General features: G+C 32.8%; 16 protein-coding genes. 5 read left to right on the top strand and 11 right to left on the bottom strand.

Going from position 1 to position 18290, the window contains the following annotated elements:
- Positions 1–13: 13 nt before the first annotated feature.
- The 11 genes from hisC to RPL90_RS00320 all read right to left on the bottom strand — a co-directional run bounded on the left by hisC (position 14) and on the right by RPL90_RS00320 (position 14998).
- Complete coding sequence (hisC, locus tag RPL90_RS00370) at positions 14–1069, bottom strand: histidinol-phosphate transaminase (protein ID WP_313541336.1); 1056 nt, start codon at positions 1067–1069, stop codon at positions 14–16.
- Between the two features lie 148 nt (positions 1070–1217).
- Complete coding sequence (locus RPL90_RS00365) at positions 1218–2732, bottom strand: ABC transporter permease/substrate-binding protein (RefSeq protein WP_313541335.1); 1515 nt, start codon at positions 2730–2732, stop codon at positions 1218–1220.
- Positions 2732–3691 carry an ABC transporter ATP-binding protein gene (locus RPL90_RS00360; protein ID WP_313541334.1) on the bottom strand — a complete coding sequence of 320 codons (960 nt, stop codon included), beginning with the start codon at positions 3689–3691 and terminating at the stop codon, positions 2732–2734. The genes RPL90_RS00365 and RPL90_RS00360 overlap by 1 nt, the downstream gene beginning before the upstream one ends.
- 215 nt (positions 3692–3906) lie before the next feature.
- Positions 3907–5685 (bottom strand): DNA helicase RecQ, encoded by a 1779-nt coding sequence (recQ, locus tag RPL90_RS00355; protein WP_313541332.1) that lies wholly within the window; start codon positions 5683–5685, stop codon positions 3907–3909.
- Between the two features lie 13 nt (positions 5686–5698).
- Positions 5699–7582 (bottom strand): ABC-F family ATP-binding cassette domain-containing protein, encoded by a 1884-nt coding sequence (locus tag RPL90_RS00350; protein ID WP_313541331.1) that lies wholly within the window; start codon positions 7580–7582, stop codon positions 5699–5701.
- 360 nt (positions 7583–7942) lie between these two features.
- On the bottom strand, positions 7943–9883 hold the full coding sequence (gene ltaS / locus RPL90_RS00345) for a polyglycerol-phosphate lipoteichoic acid synthase LtaS (RefSeq protein ID WP_313541329.1): 1941 nt from the start codon (positions 9881–9883) through the stop codon (positions 7943–7945).
- 722 nt (positions 9884–10605) lie between these two features.
- Positions 10606–11610: a 5-oxoprolinase subunit C family protein gene (locus tag RPL90_RS00340; protein WP_313541327.1), complete on the bottom strand. Its 1005-nt coding sequence runs from the start codon at positions 11608–11610 to the stop codon at positions 10606–10608.
- On the bottom strand, positions 11598–12305 hold the full coding sequence (locus tag RPL90_RS00335) for a 5-oxoprolinase subunit B family protein (RefSeq protein ID WP_313541325.1): 708 nt from the start codon (positions 12303–12305) through the stop codon (positions 11598–11600). Before RPL90_RS00335 ends, RPL90_RS00340 begins: the two co-directional genes overlap by 13 nt.
- Before the next feature lie 368 nt (positions 12306–12673).
- Positions 12674–13282, bottom strand: a complete 609-nt coding sequence (locus RPL90_RS00330) for an aminotransferase class IV (RefSeq protein ID WP_313541323.1) — start codon at positions 13280–13282, stop codon at positions 12674–12676.
- Entirely contained in the window at positions 13282–14421 is a 1140-nt protein-coding gene (locus tag RPL90_RS00325) for an anthranilate synthase component I family protein (protein WP_313541321.1), read from the bottom strand. Before RPL90_RS00325 ends, RPL90_RS00330 begins: the two co-directional genes overlap by 1 nt.
- Positions 14405–14998, bottom strand: coding sequence for an anthranilate synthase component II (locus RPL90_RS00320; protein ID WP_313541319.1), 594 nt, complete (start codon positions 14996–14998; stop codon positions 14405–14407). Before RPL90_RS00320 ends, RPL90_RS00325 begins: the two co-directional genes overlap by 17 nt.
- A 236-nt stretch (positions 14999–15234) precedes the next feature.
- Here RPL90_RS00320 and queC point away from each other — a divergent pair, with 236 nt between their 5' ends.
- The 5 genes from queC to RPL90_RS00295 all read left to right on the top strand — a co-directional run bounded on the left by queC (position 15235) and on the right by RPL90_RS00295 (position 18208).
- On the top strand, positions 15235–15909 hold the full coding sequence (gene queC / locus RPL90_RS00315; RefSeq protein WP_313541318.1) for a 7-cyano-7-deazaguanine synthase QueC: 675 nt from the start codon (positions 15235–15237) through the stop codon (positions 15907–15909).
- Entirely contained in the window at positions 15909–16334 is a 426-nt protein-coding gene (queD, locus tag RPL90_RS00310) for a 6-carboxytetrahydropterin synthase QueD (RefSeq protein ID WP_313541317.1), read from the top strand. The genes queC and queD overlap by 1 nt, the downstream gene beginning before the upstream one ends.
- Positions 16327–17043 carry a 7-carboxy-7-deazaguanine synthase QueE gene (gene queE, locus RPL90_RS00305; RefSeq protein ID WP_195715670.1) on the top strand — a complete coding sequence of 239 codons (717 nt, stop codon included), beginning with the start codon at positions 16327–16329 and terminating at the stop codon, positions 17041–17043. The genes queD and queE overlap by 8 nt, the downstream gene beginning before the upstream one ends.
- A 255-nt stretch (positions 17044–17298) precedes the next feature.
- Complete coding sequence (locus RPL90_RS00300) at positions 17299–17886, top strand: hypothetical protein (RefSeq protein ID WP_313541315.1); 588 nt, start codon at positions 17299–17301, stop codon at positions 17884–17886.
- A 70-nt stretch (positions 17887–17956) separates the two neighbouring features.
- Positions 17957–18208: a GlsB/YeaQ/YmgE family stress response membrane protein gene (locus RPL90_RS00295; protein ID WP_313541313.1), complete on the top strand. Its 252-nt coding sequence runs from the start codon at positions 17957–17959 to the stop codon at positions 18206–18208.
- The last annotated feature ends 82 nt before the right edge of the window (positions 18209–18290 follow it).

The following is an 18290-nucleotide window of genomic DNA, read 5'->3' as shown; positions in this document are numbered from 1 at the left end:
CTTTCGATTACGCTTAGTAATCGAAAGATTTTAATACTTCTATCATTTTATCATTTTGTTCAGGAAAACCAATCGTTATTCTGACTCCATTTGGGAATGGTCTAGTAATACATCCTACTTTAAGAAGCGCTTCATATAAAGCATTTGGACGAGTAGTATTAACGAACACAAAGTTCGTTTGACTTGGATAAAAATGCTCGCTCTGAGGAATGGCATAGAACTTTTCTCTCTCTTTAGCATTATAGTCAGTTATAGATTTAAGATAAACTTGATCTTTAAATGCCGCTATCGCTGCATATTCTGATAAACGACCTACGTTAAATGGTGGTCTTATAATATTCCATTTTTCTATAGCTTCTTTAGCTGCAATCACATAACCTACGCGTAAGCCAGCCAAACCGTATGCTTTGGAAAATGTTCTTAGTAAAAAGGCATTATCATGTTCTTGTTGAAGAGCTAAAGCATTTGGAAAATCATCAGCTGTTACAAATTCAGCGTAGGCTTCATCAATGAGTACCGGTATATTACTTGGTGCTTCATTCAAGAAATGTTTCAACTCTTCATGCGTAAAATATGTACCTGTTGGATTGTTAGGATTACATAGCCAGATTAATTTAGTACGTTCATCCACGGCATTCAAAATACCTTCTAAGTCAAAATGACCATCATTTAAAGGTACTTGTTTTACTTCCGCCGCTTCGACAACGGCATTGTGGGTATATTGACCGAATGTCATCTCACTCGTTACAATATTATCTCCAGGCGTTAGCACCGCTCTTGAAATCATTAAAATAACTTCGTCTAGACCTGCACCAAATAAAATGCGACTTTCATCAATATTTAATTCATTACTTATTGTTTCTCTTAATAATGGAGACCCTGTTTCAGGATAGTAATATAATTCATCTAAATGTGCTGTAATCGCTTCTTTCACTTTTGGTGAAGGCCCATGTAAATTTTCGTTTGAAGCTAATTTATATAATTCTCCTTCAATGCCATAAGCCGCTTTTAGCGCACGTGGCGACAAACCTGGTTGATAAGCTGATAGTTGTTCTATTTGTTTTTTCATCTTGATGTTGGTCCCCCTTTTGAAATTTCATAATAAAAACTTATCCGTTATTATAACGCTTTAACAGAATGAAAAGCAATAACATCAGCTATTAAACATAAAAAATTGAGCTGAACGATTATCTTCCAATCGTTCAACTCGTCTCTAGTTATTTAATTAAATGATGCTTTTTTAAATAATTTTTGGCTACGGTATATGGGTCTTTGTTTTTAACAGTGACTTGATAATTCATTTCTTGCATATCTTCATCAGAAATTTTACCGGCTAATTTGTTCAATGGTGCTTTTATTTCAGGATGCTTTTTCAAGTATGACTGTTTAAACATTGGCGCGCCCTGATAAGGTGGGAAAACGTGTTTATTATCTTTTAATGCAACCATATGATACTGTTTTAATTCAGCATCTGTAGAGTATGCATCTATCAGATTAATATCACCTTTTTGAACGGCCTGATATCTCAATTTAGGTTCCATTGTTCTAACTTTACCTAGATCTAAACCATAAGCTTTTTTAACTGCTGGATAACCATCACCACGGTCATTAAATTCTAAAGTAAAACCAGGCTTTATTTTATCTTTCACTTTGTTTAAATCATCAATGGTTTTGATATTATTTTTCTTCGCGAAGTCTTCCTTCACAGCCAATGTATAAGTATTATTATATTTCATTGGTTTTAACATCGTCATATTATATTTATGTTCTAAGCTTGTTTTAGCTTGATTATATACTTTTGGTTCTTCTTTAGATGTTAATTTCTCTTTTGTTAATTCACCTAATACAGTACCAGTAAATTCTAAATAGCCATCTATATCGTCTGATTTTAAAGCGTTGAATAAGAATGACGTTTTGCCCATTCCATCTTTCACATCGACAGTATCATTCGTATTTTCCTCTATAAGAATCTTATACATATTTGTGATAACTGATGGTTCAGAACCTAATTTACCAGCGATAGTTACTTTATCACCTTTATGGGCTAACATTGGGCCTATAATAACAAGTAATAAGATTACCGCTATAGAAACTAAAGAAATAATTAGTTTTTTGTATGATAGCTTTTGCATAAAACGCAATACTAAATCAAATAAGATCGCAAGTAATGCTGCCGGAATGGCACCAATTAATATGAGCGATGAATTGTTACGGTCAATCCCTAGTAAAATAAGGTCACCAAGACCACCCGCACCAATTAAGGCTGCTAATGTTGCAGTACCGATAATAAGTACCATCGCAGTTCTAATACCTGCCATAATTACAGGCATAGCTATTGGTAGTTCAACTTTAGCGAGTCTACGCCCAGGCTTCATACCGATCCCTTTTGCCGCTTCGACTAAAGAAGGATCCACTTCATCTATACCAGTATATGTATTTCGTAATATTGGTAATAATGCATATACGACAAGCGCAATGACTGCGGGTATTTTACCTATACCAAATAACGGAATCATCAATCCTAATAATGCTAAGGAAGGTATAGTCTGTAACACAGCAGCGATATTCATAACTATTTCTGATAGTTTTTTAGTTTTTGTTAATACTATTCCTAGTGGCACACCAATTAAGGCAGCAATCAGTAAGGCAATAAATGACAGTTGTATATGTTCAAATATTGTCGTTACAAGTTGTCCTTTACGGTCAGAGAGCGTTTGAATTAACTCATGCATTAGTTGCTCCCTCCTTTAGCTTCTGCTAAATAATTAAACATATCTTCTCGTTTTAAAATATGTTGTTGATTATGTTGTTGATTAGTGACAATAACTGCAGGATGTTGCGCAAGATAAGCATACGCATCTTTAATGGTAGCTTCACCATCAAGTGTTGGATATTCATTATTCAGATCATCCACTTGTTCAACATCATGGTTAATAACATCACGTAATTTTATATTGCGTGTATCGCGTTCTAAATGACTACCCATAAATTGTTTTACAAAGTCACTTTGTGGATGGGTCATAAATCCTTCCGGTGTATCTATTTGTTCAACTTTCCCCTCATTCATTAAACAAATTCTATCCCCTAATTTCATTGCTTCCTCAATGTCATGTGTAACAAATACGATAGTTTTCTTAATTTTTTGCTGTAATTCTATCAAGTCGTCTTGTAACTTCTCACGACTAATTGGATCCAATGCACTAAATGGCTCGTCCATTAAGATTACAGGCGGATCTGCTGCTAATGCACGAATAACACCAATTCTTTGGCGTTGCCCCCCAGACAATTCATCAGGTTTACGATTTTTAAATTGTTCTGGATCCATATTTACCATATTGAGTAATTCATCCACACGGTTATCGATGTCTTTTTGTTTCCACTTTTTCATTTGTGGTACTTGCGCAATATTTTCTTTTATCGTCATATGCGGAAACAACGCAATTTGTTGTAATACATAGCCTATATCCCAACGCATTTCATAGACTGGATAATCACTAATAGGTTTATCATTAAAGTAAATATAACCATCCGTTAAGGCAATCAAGCGATTAATCATTTTCAAAGTTGTGGTTTTTCCACACCCTGAAGGCCCAATCAAGACAAAGAACTCCCCTTGTTCTATATTAAAACTCACATCTTCTACTGCTAATTTATCCCCATAACGTTTTGACACGTTATTAAATTTAATCATATCGTCACCTTCAATTTTTATTTCCTAAAGTACAATTCCATATCATTTATATTTATATCGTTCTACATATACCCGTATAAAAAAGTATTAAATATAAAAATTCACATTTCTATATTTCTTTTTTATAAAAAACGTTTGCATAGCTAAACTTTACTGCCTAACTACGCAAACGCTTATACGTTATTATTAACTTTTCAAATGTAACTAAGTTTAAATTAAATTTGAGCTTTATATGATTGAATCGTTTCTAAAAATTTGGGGCAATAATGTTTTAATTTATAGCTACCTACACCATCAATAGAAATCATATCTTGTTTGGATTCCGGTTTACGTTTAGCAAATTCCTCTAACGTATAATCAGAAAATACGCTTACTGGCGCAATATCCAATTGTTCACTTAGTTTTTGACGTACACCTTTTAATTCATCGAATAAAGCTTTATCTACACCTTCAACAGTATTGATGCTAACTTTCTCTTTCGACTTACGTTTAAAGGGTGTCGTAAACACGACTTTTTCTGCGTTTAATAATGACTTAACGTTACTATCACATGTAAGAATCTCATCATTTTCATTTAAATAACCTTTAAATCGTAATTCATCGATTAAATGACTTAAATCAGAAGTCGTATAATCTTTCATAATGCCATGCGTCGATAACTTATCATATTCACAATAACGAATATAATCAGTTACTTCACCGCGTAACACTTGAATAATCACACCATAGCTTTCTTGTTGCTTCATGCGTGCAATACAGCTAATAATCATTTTCGCTTCATGCGTCATATCATAAGTTTTATTTTCACGCACACAATTACTACATTGTTGGCATTCTTCTAACTTTTCGTTAGGTTCAAAGTAATGTACTAACGTCGCTTCTAAACATTTTTTAGTTTTCGTATATTGAATCATTTTAGTTAATTTTTCGCCCATCTTGTCTTTATAATCATCGTCAGCTTTAGATGATGAAATAAAGTATTGATGTAATCCGATATCACGTTCACTAAAGAGTAAAATACAATCACTTTTCAAGCCGTCACGACCTGCACGTCCTGCCTCTTGGTAATATGATTCCATATCTCCTGGCATGTTGTAGTGAATAACAAAACGTACGTTAGATTTATCTATTCCCATACCAAAGGCATTCGTGGCTACTACGACTCTCACACGGTCATAGACAAAGTCATTTTGAGCTCGTTCTCGTTCTTTGTTCGTCAAACCAGCATGATAAATCGTGCTATTAACATTATTATCTTCAAGCGCCTCATGTAATTCTTCTACTTGTTTACGCGTCGAACAATAAATAATACCCGCTTCTTGTTTATGATGACTTACATAATCAATCACAAATTTTTGTCGTTGATATGTAGGGTTTACTTTAAATACTAAATTTCGTCGTTTAGTACTTGTTTTTACTTCATCAGCTTTATTAATATTCAAGCGTGACATAATATCTTTTTGAACTTCTGCAGTTGCTGTTGCCGTTAAAGCTACGATGGCAAAATCCTGTGGCAAATCAAAAACTTTATAAATGACATCTTGATAACTTGGTCTGAAGTCATGTCCCCATTTTGATATACAGTGTGCCTCATCAAACGCAACTAATCGAATAGGAAGTTGTTGTAATAGGCTAATAAAATAATCATTATCAAAACGTTCTGGCGCTACATATAAAAACTGTATTTCACCTTTTAGCAATTGTTGTTCTATTGCTTTTTGTTGTTTTTGAGTCAAACTACTATTTAAAAACGCAGCACTAATGCCTGACGCTTTTAATTGGTCTACTTGGTCTTTCATTAATGAAATTAACGGACTGATAACAATCGTCGTCCCTCCCAGCATTAAACCTGGTACTTGATAACAAATTGATTTTCCCCCACCTGTAGGTAATACACCTAACACATTACGATGAGATATAATTTTACTTATGATTTCTTTTTGGCCAGGACGGAAGGTGTCGTAACCAAAATAATGTGATAAAGTTGCTTCCATGTTATAAAATCCCTCATTGTTCTTTTAATTCTTCAAGCTCGGCCCATCTCGTAATATCTTCATCATATAGCTGCTGAAGTTGTTGTTGTTCCTCGTTTAATTCTTTGATTTTACCATAATCAGAACTGGCATCTATCATTTCTTGTTCAATATTATTTAATCGTTCTTCAGTTTGATCTATTCTATCGATTATCGTGTCGAACTCTTTTTGTTCTTTATAAGATAAACCTTTTTTACGTTTCGTCGGTTGCGATGTCTTTTGCTTATGTTGCACTTTATTACTAGCACTCGATTTATCTTGCGCTTTTTTATGTGCTTCATAATCTTCAAAACTACCAATTATACGTTCTATCTTACCGTCATGAATATACCAATATTCTTGTGCAACTTTATTTAAAAAGTAACGATCATGGCTAACAGTGATTACTGTACCCCCAAAAGAGCTAATGTAATCCTCTAAAATTGTTAATGTTTCAGTATCTAAGTCATTTGTCGGTTCATCTAATAATAATACATTAGGTTGATGTACAAGTAATTTTAATAAATATAAACGTTTCTGCTCGCCACCAGAAAGTTTAAATAACTTTTTGCCATGTGTAGCACTTGGAAATAAGAAGCGCTCTAAAAGCTGTGTCACTGACACCGTTGTCCCATCTTGTTCACGTGCCATTTCACTTTCTTCTCTTAAGTAATCAATCATCCTGATATCTCTATCTAAGCGCTCATCGGTTTGTTTGAAGTAAGCCACTTTAACTGTCTGACCAATTTTCAATGTACCTTCATACTGTTGATCATCATTATTTAAAATATTAAGTAACGTTGTCTTACCTACACCGTTAGCGCCTACGATACCTATACGTTGGCCATTTTGAATAATTTCAGTAACATCCGCAAATAATGTACGCTGATTAATTTGTTTAGTCACATGTTCTAATTCAAATACTTGTTTACCTAATCTAGAATAAGCTAAATTCAGAGACCCTTTATCTTGTTGATGTTGCTCTTTTACGTCTTGTTCTAAATCATTAAAGCGATTAATACGTGCTTGTTGTTTCGTCGATCTAGCCTTCGCACCTGCACGCATCCAAGCCAGCTCTTGCTTATATAAAGCCTTTTGCTTTTGTTGTTGCTTTTGTTCTATAAGTTCATTCTCAGCTCTCATCGCAATATAACTTTCATAATTGCCTGGATATGACGTGAGGCGACCACGATCTAATTCGATAATTCTCGTTGAAACCTCATTTAAAAAATATCGATCATGGGTTACAAACAATACAGTATGCGGATATTGTTTTACATAATTGATCAACCAATTAATTGATTCAAAGTCTAAATGGTTCGTCGGCTCATCTAGTAATAATAAATCCGGTTGTTCTATTAATGTTTTAGCTAAACCTACGCGCTTTTGTTGACCACCAGATAACTCATTTACTTTTTTTGTCGTATCAACAAGACCTAATTTTGATAAAATCGTTTTAATTTCAGCATTGTAATCCCAAGCGTCGTTTGCATCCATCGCTTCTTGTGCTTGCATCATACTTTGAAAATCTGTGTCACTTTGTGTTTCGCTATATTGTTTAACCGCCAGTTCATAGCGTTGTATTACTTTTAATGTTGTAGTGTCGGAGTTTAATACGGCTTCAAAAACAGACACATCTTCATCAAATGACTGTTTCTGAGATGAATAACGAATACGATAATCGTTAGGATGATTGATATCTGCTTCAAAATCTTCGTCTATCCCAGCCATTACCTTTAATAAAGTACTTTTTCCAGTACCATTAATACCAACTAATCCAATCTTTTCGCCACTAGAGATTGATAATTGTAAGTCATCAAAAATTATTTTGTCGGCATAAGATTTATGTAAATGTTCAATTTTATATGCTTCCAACATGCAACATCCTTTTAATATCGAATATTCTGATTATCTCTATTTAATTAATTTTCAGTTCTATATATTATACACCTTTTAGTAGCTAAATGATACTCTCGCGGTAATATCGATTAGATTTTCCAGTTAAGTAACTATCTTGATGTTAATAATGATTTGCCATTGAATGAAAGCCTTATCACTTTTAGCTATAAAAAAAGGAACGGGAAAAATCTTTTTTTATAAGAAGATTTTATAGTCCCGTCCCAGCACGGATGACTAGTGTTGAAAGCAGCTTGATACAAGCACATTTTCAATTCAGTCATTTACTGCCTATATAAAATTAGAGCCTGAAGACAATAGTCCCAGGCTCTAAAAACTTTATTATTTTTTCTCTTGTCCCTTAGGACCAGATTTATATTCATATTTTGCTGGATTTACTTTTTTGAAGTCTGGGTTTTTGTAGAATCTGAATAAATCACCGTTTAAGACATTGTCACTCATTTCTAAGTCTTTATCTGTTTGCTGTTTACGTTTTTCAAAGTCTTTCGGTTTAGTCGTCATTGGTTTGTTATCTTTGTTTGAATAGATTCTACCATTTACATATTTATAATCTTTAGTCACAAAGTCACCATTTCTGAATGGTACTGTATCGTTGTGATCTTTAGATAATAAGTCAGTACCCATCATCAAGTAGTTTTTAGAATCGATACCTAATAAGTGTAATACTGTAGGCATAACGTCTTGTTGACCAGCGTAAGTTTTATCAATTGTACCTTTTTTGCCAGGTATTTTCAGCCAGAAACCTGTACGGTTTAAGTCTGTGAATTTAGCTGAGTCAATTTTTTCGCCTAATAGTTTTTCCATTGCTTTGTTATGATTTTCAGAAATACCATAGTGGTCACCATAAATCATAATTACAGAGTCTTTGTATAAGCCTTTTTTCTTAAGATCACCGATAAATTGTTCTAATGATTGGTCTAAATAATTTGCCGTTTGAATATATCCATCTACAGTTGAATCACCAGTGTGTGGTTTTTCAATTGAAGCATCTTGAGGTGATAAAGTGAATGGGTAATGGTTCGTTAATGTAATCAAATGATTGTAGAATGGTTGTTTTTCTTTTGCTAAGTAATCAACTGATTCTTTAAAGAACTCTTTATCTTTAAGACCTAAGTTTTGGATATTCTTTTGTGACATATCGTAGTATGTTGCATCATAGAACTTATCGATACCAAAGTGTCTATATATTTGGTCACGGTTCCAGAACGTTTTGTAGTCACCATGCATTACGCTTGATGTATAACCTTGTTGTTGGTCTAAAATAGCTGGTAATGATTGGAACGTGTTGTTTCCTTTAAGAGAATAAGCAGAACCTTGTGGTAAACCATACAAACTGTTATCCATCATAAACTCTGAGTCAGATGTTTTACCTTGACCAGTTTGGTGGAAGAAGTTTGGATAGTATCTGAAATCTTGTTTACCAGACGATAGTTTGTTTAAGAATGGTGTTACTTCTTGTCCATTTACTCTCTTATTAATTAAGAAAGTTTGGAAACTTTCTAAGTGAATTTTGATAATATTTTTCTTCTTAGCCACACCATAATATTCTTTATTTGGTGTTGTACGTTTTTGTTTTGTGTAGTTTAAGACTTTAGTTAAATCATCTTCATTAGCCAATGCTTTTTGTTGGCTGTTTTGAATTGTTTTAACACCGTCATAAACAGTGAAGTTGTATGGCCCTAAATATTTAACTAAGTATTTATGATCAAAAGTACGTGATAATAATTGAGGACGATCAGATTCTGCAAATGCTAAATTTAAGAAAAATAGCGCTACTGATGCTGCCATTACTACCGGAACAAACTTTTTGCTAAATACACGTCTATCTAACCATTTGTGCTTGAATATTAATACGAATAAGTAAATAATCGTATCGATAAAGTATATAAAGTCATACCATTTAAATGATGCAGTTACTGCGCCACCCATTGAATCAACGTTTCCTACTTGATTTAAAGTACTAAATGTTAAAAAGTCAGAGAAAAATCTGAAATAAACAACATTCGCGTAAAGTAAGAAACTAAGTAAAAATCCACCTATAAAGATAAACCAAAATGCTTTTTTACCTTTAAAGAATAAGAACACACTTAATATTAGTGCTATCAAACTATATGGATTCATTAAAAGAATTAAGTTTTGAACTAATCCTTTAACACCTAAAGAAAAATCAACATAATAAGAAAAATACGTTTTTAAAGTAACAGTCAACACTGTTAGTATAAAAAACGCAAATAGCGTTAATTTCTTCTTGTGTAAACTCATGATCGTTTCCCCCGATATTATCAATTTACAGGACGGAGATTAAAATTTCCTATCCATATTAATACATTTAACTATTGCTTTAATAAATAATTAAGCAAAACTGATAACTTAGTGCAAAGTTATGTATTACTGTTGGCTAAAGTGACATTCGACGAGTTTAACATTACACTTAACATTGCACAACACAAGTTGCTATTAAGCCCAATCCAAACTCATAATTTGATTTAATTTAATAATTTTTAATTCTAGTTAATGACTGATATAAATTTATGTTAATAATTGTAAAAACACTCTTACAATTATAGCGTTTTGTAACCTTTTTGTAAAAAACGCACATAGTTCAATTTATAAATATATAGTAATAATCAACAAATATCAAGTGTTAGGGTGATTTAAACATGAAATACACATCACCTATATTCATAATTTAAGTTTTCAAAATTAAAGTCATCAACAGATTATACTTAAATTTTTCCACTAATTAATCAGACCACAGACTTAGAAATTAAAGTGCAATATCTCACTTTTATAAATAATTGTAATGCAAATTGTTCACTGGTTTACAAATCAGATTTTAATGCATAGAAAAATATTTATATTTTAACATTGTTGAACCCTCAACTAATATTTAATAACAATTATCGACATTCATTGAGAAGCAAATATTAACTTGCTGCACAAAAAAATAGAGATGAAGTTCTATTGTAGAACCCCACCTCTATTTATTTTTGCATTTCAAGTTGCATTCTATATTCTATACCGTGGAATAATTGATTTAACCAGTTATTAAACTTAATTAAATTTTCTTCCGCCGTCTCAACATCGATAAATTGGAATTTCAATCTTTCTCCTTGATGCTTTTGTCCTAATTTAGTTAAGTGGTAAGTTGCAATCGTTCCTAATTGAGGATAACTACCTAACGTGTAATGGTCATTTAATAAAATAATGGGAGTGCCATCTCTTTTGACTTGTATCGTGCCACGTTTAACAGATTGATGTAAAGGCATATCTTCGTAATACGCTTTAACAGACTGACCTTCAACTAACATACCTACCCGATTAGCTTTACTTGTAACTTTATATTCACTCAAAGTGAAACGATCTAATGTATCTTGGTCAAAATCCTCAGTACCTTTATTTTTGATAACGTGAAATACATCAGACATATAATTGAATGACAGTGCATAGCCATCTATGCCCCAATTTGTTTGTCTCGTATGCTCTAAATTCTCAAATAGTTTGTGATGACGTTTAGAATAATTACGTTTCATATTAATTTCGTCACCTTTTTTCAAACTTCGTCCATGGAATCCACCAATTTTAGCTTGAAAATCTGTAGCGCTTGACCCTAGCCATTCATCTAATTCAAAGCCACCACCTACGGCTAAATAGACTCTTGATGTGCGTTGTGTCTCAACAAATCGTAAGACATCACCTTTTAACATCAAGTATAATTTATTTGGTAATACGGTTAAATCATCAGTCGTCGCCTTAAATGTCCCACCGCTTAAAGCAATCAATGTTGGCTCAGTAAAACGTATACGAGCCATTCTATTAGTCATTTCAAGCGTTGCTTCATGTTTGTCATTTGCTACAAGTCGGTTAGCAATTTCGTGAGACAATGTGTCTAAGGCGCCACCAGGAATGACACCTCGGTCTTCATAACCTTGTCTACCAAAGTCTTGAAAGCTTGAAAATAATCCTTCGTCCTCTATTATGATTGACATGGTTTGAAGCCCCCTAAATCTATTTCATTTTCCTTACACGGTATAAATCTTACATTATCGCCAAGTGTAAGCTTAGTAAAATCATCTTTCTCAGGATTAAATAAAGTTTCGGGCGTATAACCAATAACAAGCCAATCTCCATATGTATCTGTAGTATTAATGCCTGTTTTTTTCCCTTCAATAATAACGGCACCTGCTGGAATAAAAGACTTCTGTTTTCCTGTATGATTTACAAATAAGCGTTCATCCATGCCTGTTAAATAAGGAAAGCCTGGAGAATATCCCATCGTAGATACAAAGTAAGTACAATTTGTATGTCGATTAATAAAAGTCTCTAAATCAATATCATAGTATTGCAATAGTTGCTCTAAATCAGGTCCATATTCTCCACCATATATGACTGGAATATGAGTTATTCCTTCAGGTGTATCATCATGCACAATTTCTAACCTAATTGAATAAACTAAGTCTTTCATATATTGAAAAGGTGATGGAATATGGTAATGCTTAATCATACTGCGCGCATCATAACAAATCATCATATCTGATTCAGTTGGTACAATTTCTGTTATAAATGGGATGTTGCGTTCTAAAAGATAGGACTTTAATGCTAATAAGTCTTCAGTTAAATCCTTTGATACCTTTTTTTCTATAGAAACCACTATAGCTTGATCCCCTTGACTATATATTTTCATACTTGCACCTCATCATAATTTCTTAATGATAAAAAACATTTAATCCTTTGACTAAAAGTTGAATAATATTGCCAACCAAAAAATAAACTAATACAAATTGTATTAAGCAAAAAACCATAAGCACACAATAATTCACAATCGTAGCATCGTCTTTATGGTTGAGATTAATAACCCACTTAGCAATTATCGTTACTCCAATAATTAATAGTAGCCATAAAATTATCATTATTTTCTCCGTTCGGGTTGTTAGTTAAATTTAACAATATAATTTCTTTTCTATAACTATAGCATCATCGTTGTTCACTTTAGTAATTACATTCATAAATAAACTGTGGATAGTAATAGTTTACCTTTTTTCTTTATATATTCTATAGATAAATTTCTACATCGGCAACCTCACGTAAACTATTTAATAGAAAAACTTTTATCTCATTATTTTGTAGTTTACGTACGAAAGTAGCCACATCATAATTTTTAATTGCTAGCGAACCTTGTTCGATCAAAGCTCTCCTCATCGTACCGCGTAAAAAATCATGTTCGAATTCTGGGGTATACCATTGCTCGTCTTCTTCTACCATTACATTACCAATATCAAATTCTAAAATTTTACCTTTGTCATCATGTAATAAAATAAGATCTGTTGAATGATTGTGTTGTAGATGATCTCGGTGTGTTGTTTTATGAATAAGGTCTTGTTCTTTAACTACTTTATCTAACTGAACTAAACGCGCAGTAAAGTGTTGTTTGTCAGGTAATTCAGCTATTTCATATGACACTTCTCCCTGTTGATCAATCATCATTTTTAATCGTTTAAGTTGATTAGGATAATTTTCTAAAATGTGAGTAATCACATCGTTCCACTGTTTAGTATCAAAATTTATTCCCAATGCTTTACAAGAATCTTGAATTCTCTCTTTATGTAAGGATAATCGTTTAATTTCATTGTTTTCTAATCTCATTGTTTCAAATAATTTCATTATAAACGCTCCAATATTTTTACTTTGTCGTTAAATTCTATTATTTCTTTATCCGCTTGCGAATCTATCGTTATACCCGCACCTACACCGTAAATTGCTTGTTCTCCTATATATTGAATGGTACGTATTGGCACATTAAAAATTGACTTCCCGTTAGGCATTAGCAACCCGATTGTTCCACAATATACATGTCTCGGTACTTGCTCTAATGTTTTAATAAATTTCATTGTATTGACTTTAGGTGCGCCGGTAATTGAGCCACACGGAAACAGTGATGCCAATATTTTATTCAATGATGTCGTTTTAGCAAGTTGTCCCGTGACCATAGATGTCATCTGAAATACAGTATCATATTTTTCAATATGAAATAATTTGTAAACATTCACGCTATTCGTTGCTGCAATACGTGCAATGTCATTCCTTAATAAATCCACAATCATGACATTTTCGGCTTTATCTTTCTGAGATTGGGCCAACGTTTTATATTGCATTTCATCATCAGCAGGTGTAACGCCACGAGATATTGTCCCTTTCATCGGTTTACTCACAATAACATTGTCGTTATTTTTAAAAGTACCTTGTTGAAAGAATAATTCAGGTGAAGCCGAGGCTATTTTTAATTCATCAGTATCTATCATTACCGAATAATTTCCATTATTAGCAAGTTGCAATTGTTGATACAAATCATAAATAGGTCGTCGAATATTGTCAGTTAGTCGTGTAGTGTAATTAACTTGATACGTATTACCTTTAATAATTTCTTGCTGTATACGTTCTATATTTTTCTTTAATATTTCATTAGATTCTAAAAATTGGAAATTGTGACATTTAGCATACGTATTCGGACCCTGTCCAATTACTTGTTTGACTGAATCAAAGACATAAGCAACTGCGTATACATATGGATCTTGGACGTTCACGACTGCCATATCTTCATTATAAAAATTAGCCGCTTCATATGGTAAATAAAGCGCCACATATTTATTTTGTTTTTGCATCATTTCAGCAAACGACACTACAGCACCTACCTCATCTATAGTCCAAGCTATTTTTTTAGCACTATAATCTGTACATTCGATATGATAAGTTTCAAAATCATTTTCGTCGTTCATATAACGATAATTAAATTGAATATGCACAATGTTCGCCCGCTTTCGCTAAGAATAATTGTAACTGTTTATGGCCATTCTCACTTAAAATGGATTCAGGATGATATTGAACACCATATAACGGCAATCCTTCATGCTCAACTGCCATAATAATTTGTTCTTCATTGAAAGCTACAATATTTAACTCAGATGGTAGTGACGCCGTATGTGCAATCAATGAATGGTATCGCATAACTTGAAAATTTTGCTTTAGACCTTTAAAAATGCCACTGCTTGTATGCGTTAACGTCGTTACATGACCATGTACGGGCTTATCACTCTTAATTACTTTCCCCCCATAGTACTCAACGATTAATTGAAAGCCTAAACAAACACCGAGAATAGGCGTAGTTGCTGCAAAAGTTGTAATTACATGCGTCAATATGGGATAATCACTTGGTTTACCTGGTCCTGGCGAGATAATAATTGCTTCAGGTTTTAAGTATTGCAATGTCGTTATATCAACTTGATCCACATCAATGACTTTGACTGGTTGCTGAGAAATATTTTTAGTATAATCAACAAGATTATATGTAAATGAATCCTTATTGTCGATGACGATAATCATATTACTACCTCTTTCATATCATTCTATTGTTAGCCGATTAGTGCTATTATGCCAAATATCAACTTGATTTTACAGTTTAAATATATTATTCTAGTCATCATGTAAATGAATAAACAGAGGTTTCTAGCTGACACCCTCTATAAAAAACTAGACTTAACGCGTCTATCTTTTTATAGAGATAGACGTTTTTTTACGTCTTATTACAGTAGTTACTTTTAAGGAGAGCGAATTTTTAAATGACCGAACAATTACTAGATAATAATAAAGCCATTGTAGTGTTTAGTGGTGGCCAAGATAGCACGACATGTTTATTTTGGGCCAAGAAACATTTTGATGAAGTTGAATTAGTAACTTTTAAATACGGACAAAGACATGCACAAGAAATTGAAGTTGCACAAGCTATAGCAGAAGAGCAACAACTTAAACATCATGTTCTGGATATGTCTTTATTATCTCAATTAACACCTAACGCTTTAACAGACCCTAATATGGCTATTGAAGCAAACGACGATGAAATTCCAAATACTTTTGTCCCTGCTCGCAATTTATTATTTTTATCTTTTGCTGGCGCCTTAGCTTATCAACTTAATGCGAAAAATATAATCACAGGTGTATGTGAAACAGATTTTTCTGGTTACCCTGATTGTCGTGATAGTTTTGTTAAATCTATGAATGTTACTTTAAATTTATCAATGGATAAAAACTTTGTAATTCATACGCCATTAATGTGGTTAGATAAAAAAGAGACTTGGGCATTGAGTGATGATTTAGGTGTACTTGATTACGTAAGAGAACGTACATTAACTTGTTATAACGGTATTATTGGCGATGGCTGTGGCACGTGTCCAGCATGTAAGTTACGTGCACGTGGTTTGAACAATTATTTGGTTGAAAAAGGAGCGAATAACTAATGTTTCAACAAAATTATCCTCAAGTAAATCATAACTATGTATTCGAATTAAATAAGGACTTTAACTTTTCAGCTGCCCATTATATTCCAAGTGAAGATGCTGGAAAATGTATGCGCACACACGGACATACTTATTTTGTAAACTTAACAATAGCTGGTAATGAACTTGATCACAACGGTTTTTTAGTTAATTTTAGTGATTTAAAAAAACTTGTTCACGGTTCATTCGATCATCAATTATTAAATGAATTGCCAATGTTCAAAGATAAAAGTCCATCAACAGAAGTAGTGGCACAAACAATTTATGAAATAATACAAAATAACTTAGACGCTCGCTCAAACAAGCCTCACTGCTTACAAGTATATGTTCGTGAAACGCCAACTAGTTACGTTGTCTATCGACCAAAGGAGCATCACAATGGCTAAAATTCCTGTTCTCGAAATATTTGGACCTACAATTCAAGGTGAAGGCAGAGTAATCGGACGTAAGACGATGTTTGTAAGAACGGCTGGTTGTGATTATCGTTGTAGTTGGTGTGATTCTAGCTTTACTTGGGACGGAAGCGCAAAAGAAGATATTCGCATGATGACTGCCGAAGAAATTTATGCAGAGCTCTATGAAATTGGTGGAGACATGTTTAATCATGTAACTATTTCAGGCGGTAATCCTGCACTGATTAAAGGTATTCAAGAGTTAGTAGATTTATTTGAAACAAAAAATATTTATAGTGCATTGGAAACACAAGGCAGTAAATTCCAACCATGGATGACACAAATCGACGACTTAACTATTAGTCCAAAACCCCCTAGTTCTAAAATGAAACCTAATTTATTAGTCTTAGATGAAGTCATCGAACAATGTAAACATGACACTTTGAATTTAAAAGTAGTTATATTTGATGATGAAGATTATGACTTCGCAAAAATGATTCATCACCGCTACCCATCCATACCATTTTATTTACAAGTAGGTAATCCATATTTAGACGGTGAACACGTAGCGCAACATACTGAAAAACTTTTATCGTTATATGAAGATCTTGTCACTCGTGTTATGGAAAGTAGCGATATGAACAATGTCTATGTTTTACCTCAACTTCATACATTATTGTGGAGTAATAAAAAAGGGGTATAGTCCCCTTTTTGAGCATATTATACTAACTTTTACGCTATGTTATAAAAATATATTCATTTTACAACTACGATTGGCTACTTATACTATTTATCGCAATTAATAATTTATAGTGCTTAATTACTTGGATTGTAGAATGTTTTAATAATGCAAACACTAATAAAAGATAAAAGTTTACAATATTTATTGTTATTAAATGCTTAAAGGGACATATATTGGTATAATACTGCAATGAACTATTAATGTAAGGAGACCAAAATGCTAATATCTGTTATCATCAACATAATAGTTACAGTCGTCATATTAAGTTTTGACCTGTTTCGCCAGAATTTTAAACAACTCAAGTATAGCGCTATTCTCATTGCAATTACTGTTAATGGTCTTGTTAATTTATTTATAAGCGGTGAATATGATTTTATTACATTCACTTTTATATTGTCATTAATTATTTGGACACTACTACAACTTTACATAAATAATAAAGTTCGCGTCTTATTTATTGAAAATCAAAAATTCATAGCAGCTGTACTTACAATTATTTTAAGCACATCTACTATTCTTGCTTATGATACGAGCCACGACTCCTATTATATGTCTGTCCCATATCTAGCACCTACCATTTCATTAATTGGCGCAATCTTGCTCTTTTACAGTACTTTTAAACCTACTGAACAAGCACAATTGCCCTTTATTAAACGCGTTAAAAATCCAATTTTAGTGGGCCATATACTTTATATTCTATCCTTTGCGGTAATGATGTTATTGACGCCATATTGGTATGCCTTCATTTTAATATACATCATTTTCATTTTATTTATTTTATGGCAAAAGATATTTAAAAATTAAAATGATTATTTAATTTACTTTAGTGGTATATATAAATAATAATTAAATTACAAAAAGGAGGCCGATTTTTATGGGCTTTATACTCATGTTAATCGTTGGCGGTTTAATAGGTTGGATCGCTGGTGGTATTTTAGGCAAAGATATTCCTGGGGGTATTCTTGGTAATATAATTGCTGGTATTGTAGGTTCAGCTTTAGGTTCTTGGTTACTAGGTGATTGGGGCTGGCATTTAGGTGGCATCGCAATCTTCCCAGCACTGATTGGTACAATTATTCTAGTAGCTGTTGTGTCGTTTATAATAGGCAAATTACGTAAAAAATAATACGTGCATGGTTATCAATTATTCATACTCAAAATAAGAGAGCCTGGAGATTATATTGTCTTCAGGCTCTACTTTTATATGG

The sequence above is a fragment of the Staphylococcus kloosii genome, from assembly GCF_032139365.1.
GTDB classification, from domain to species: domain Bacteria; phylum Bacillota; class Bacilli; order Staphylococcales; family Staphylococcaceae; genus Staphylococcus; species Staphylococcus kloosii_A.
The sequence above is the reverse complement of the archived record's forward strand: the minus strand, read 5'-3'. Positions and strand labels throughout refer to the sequence as shown.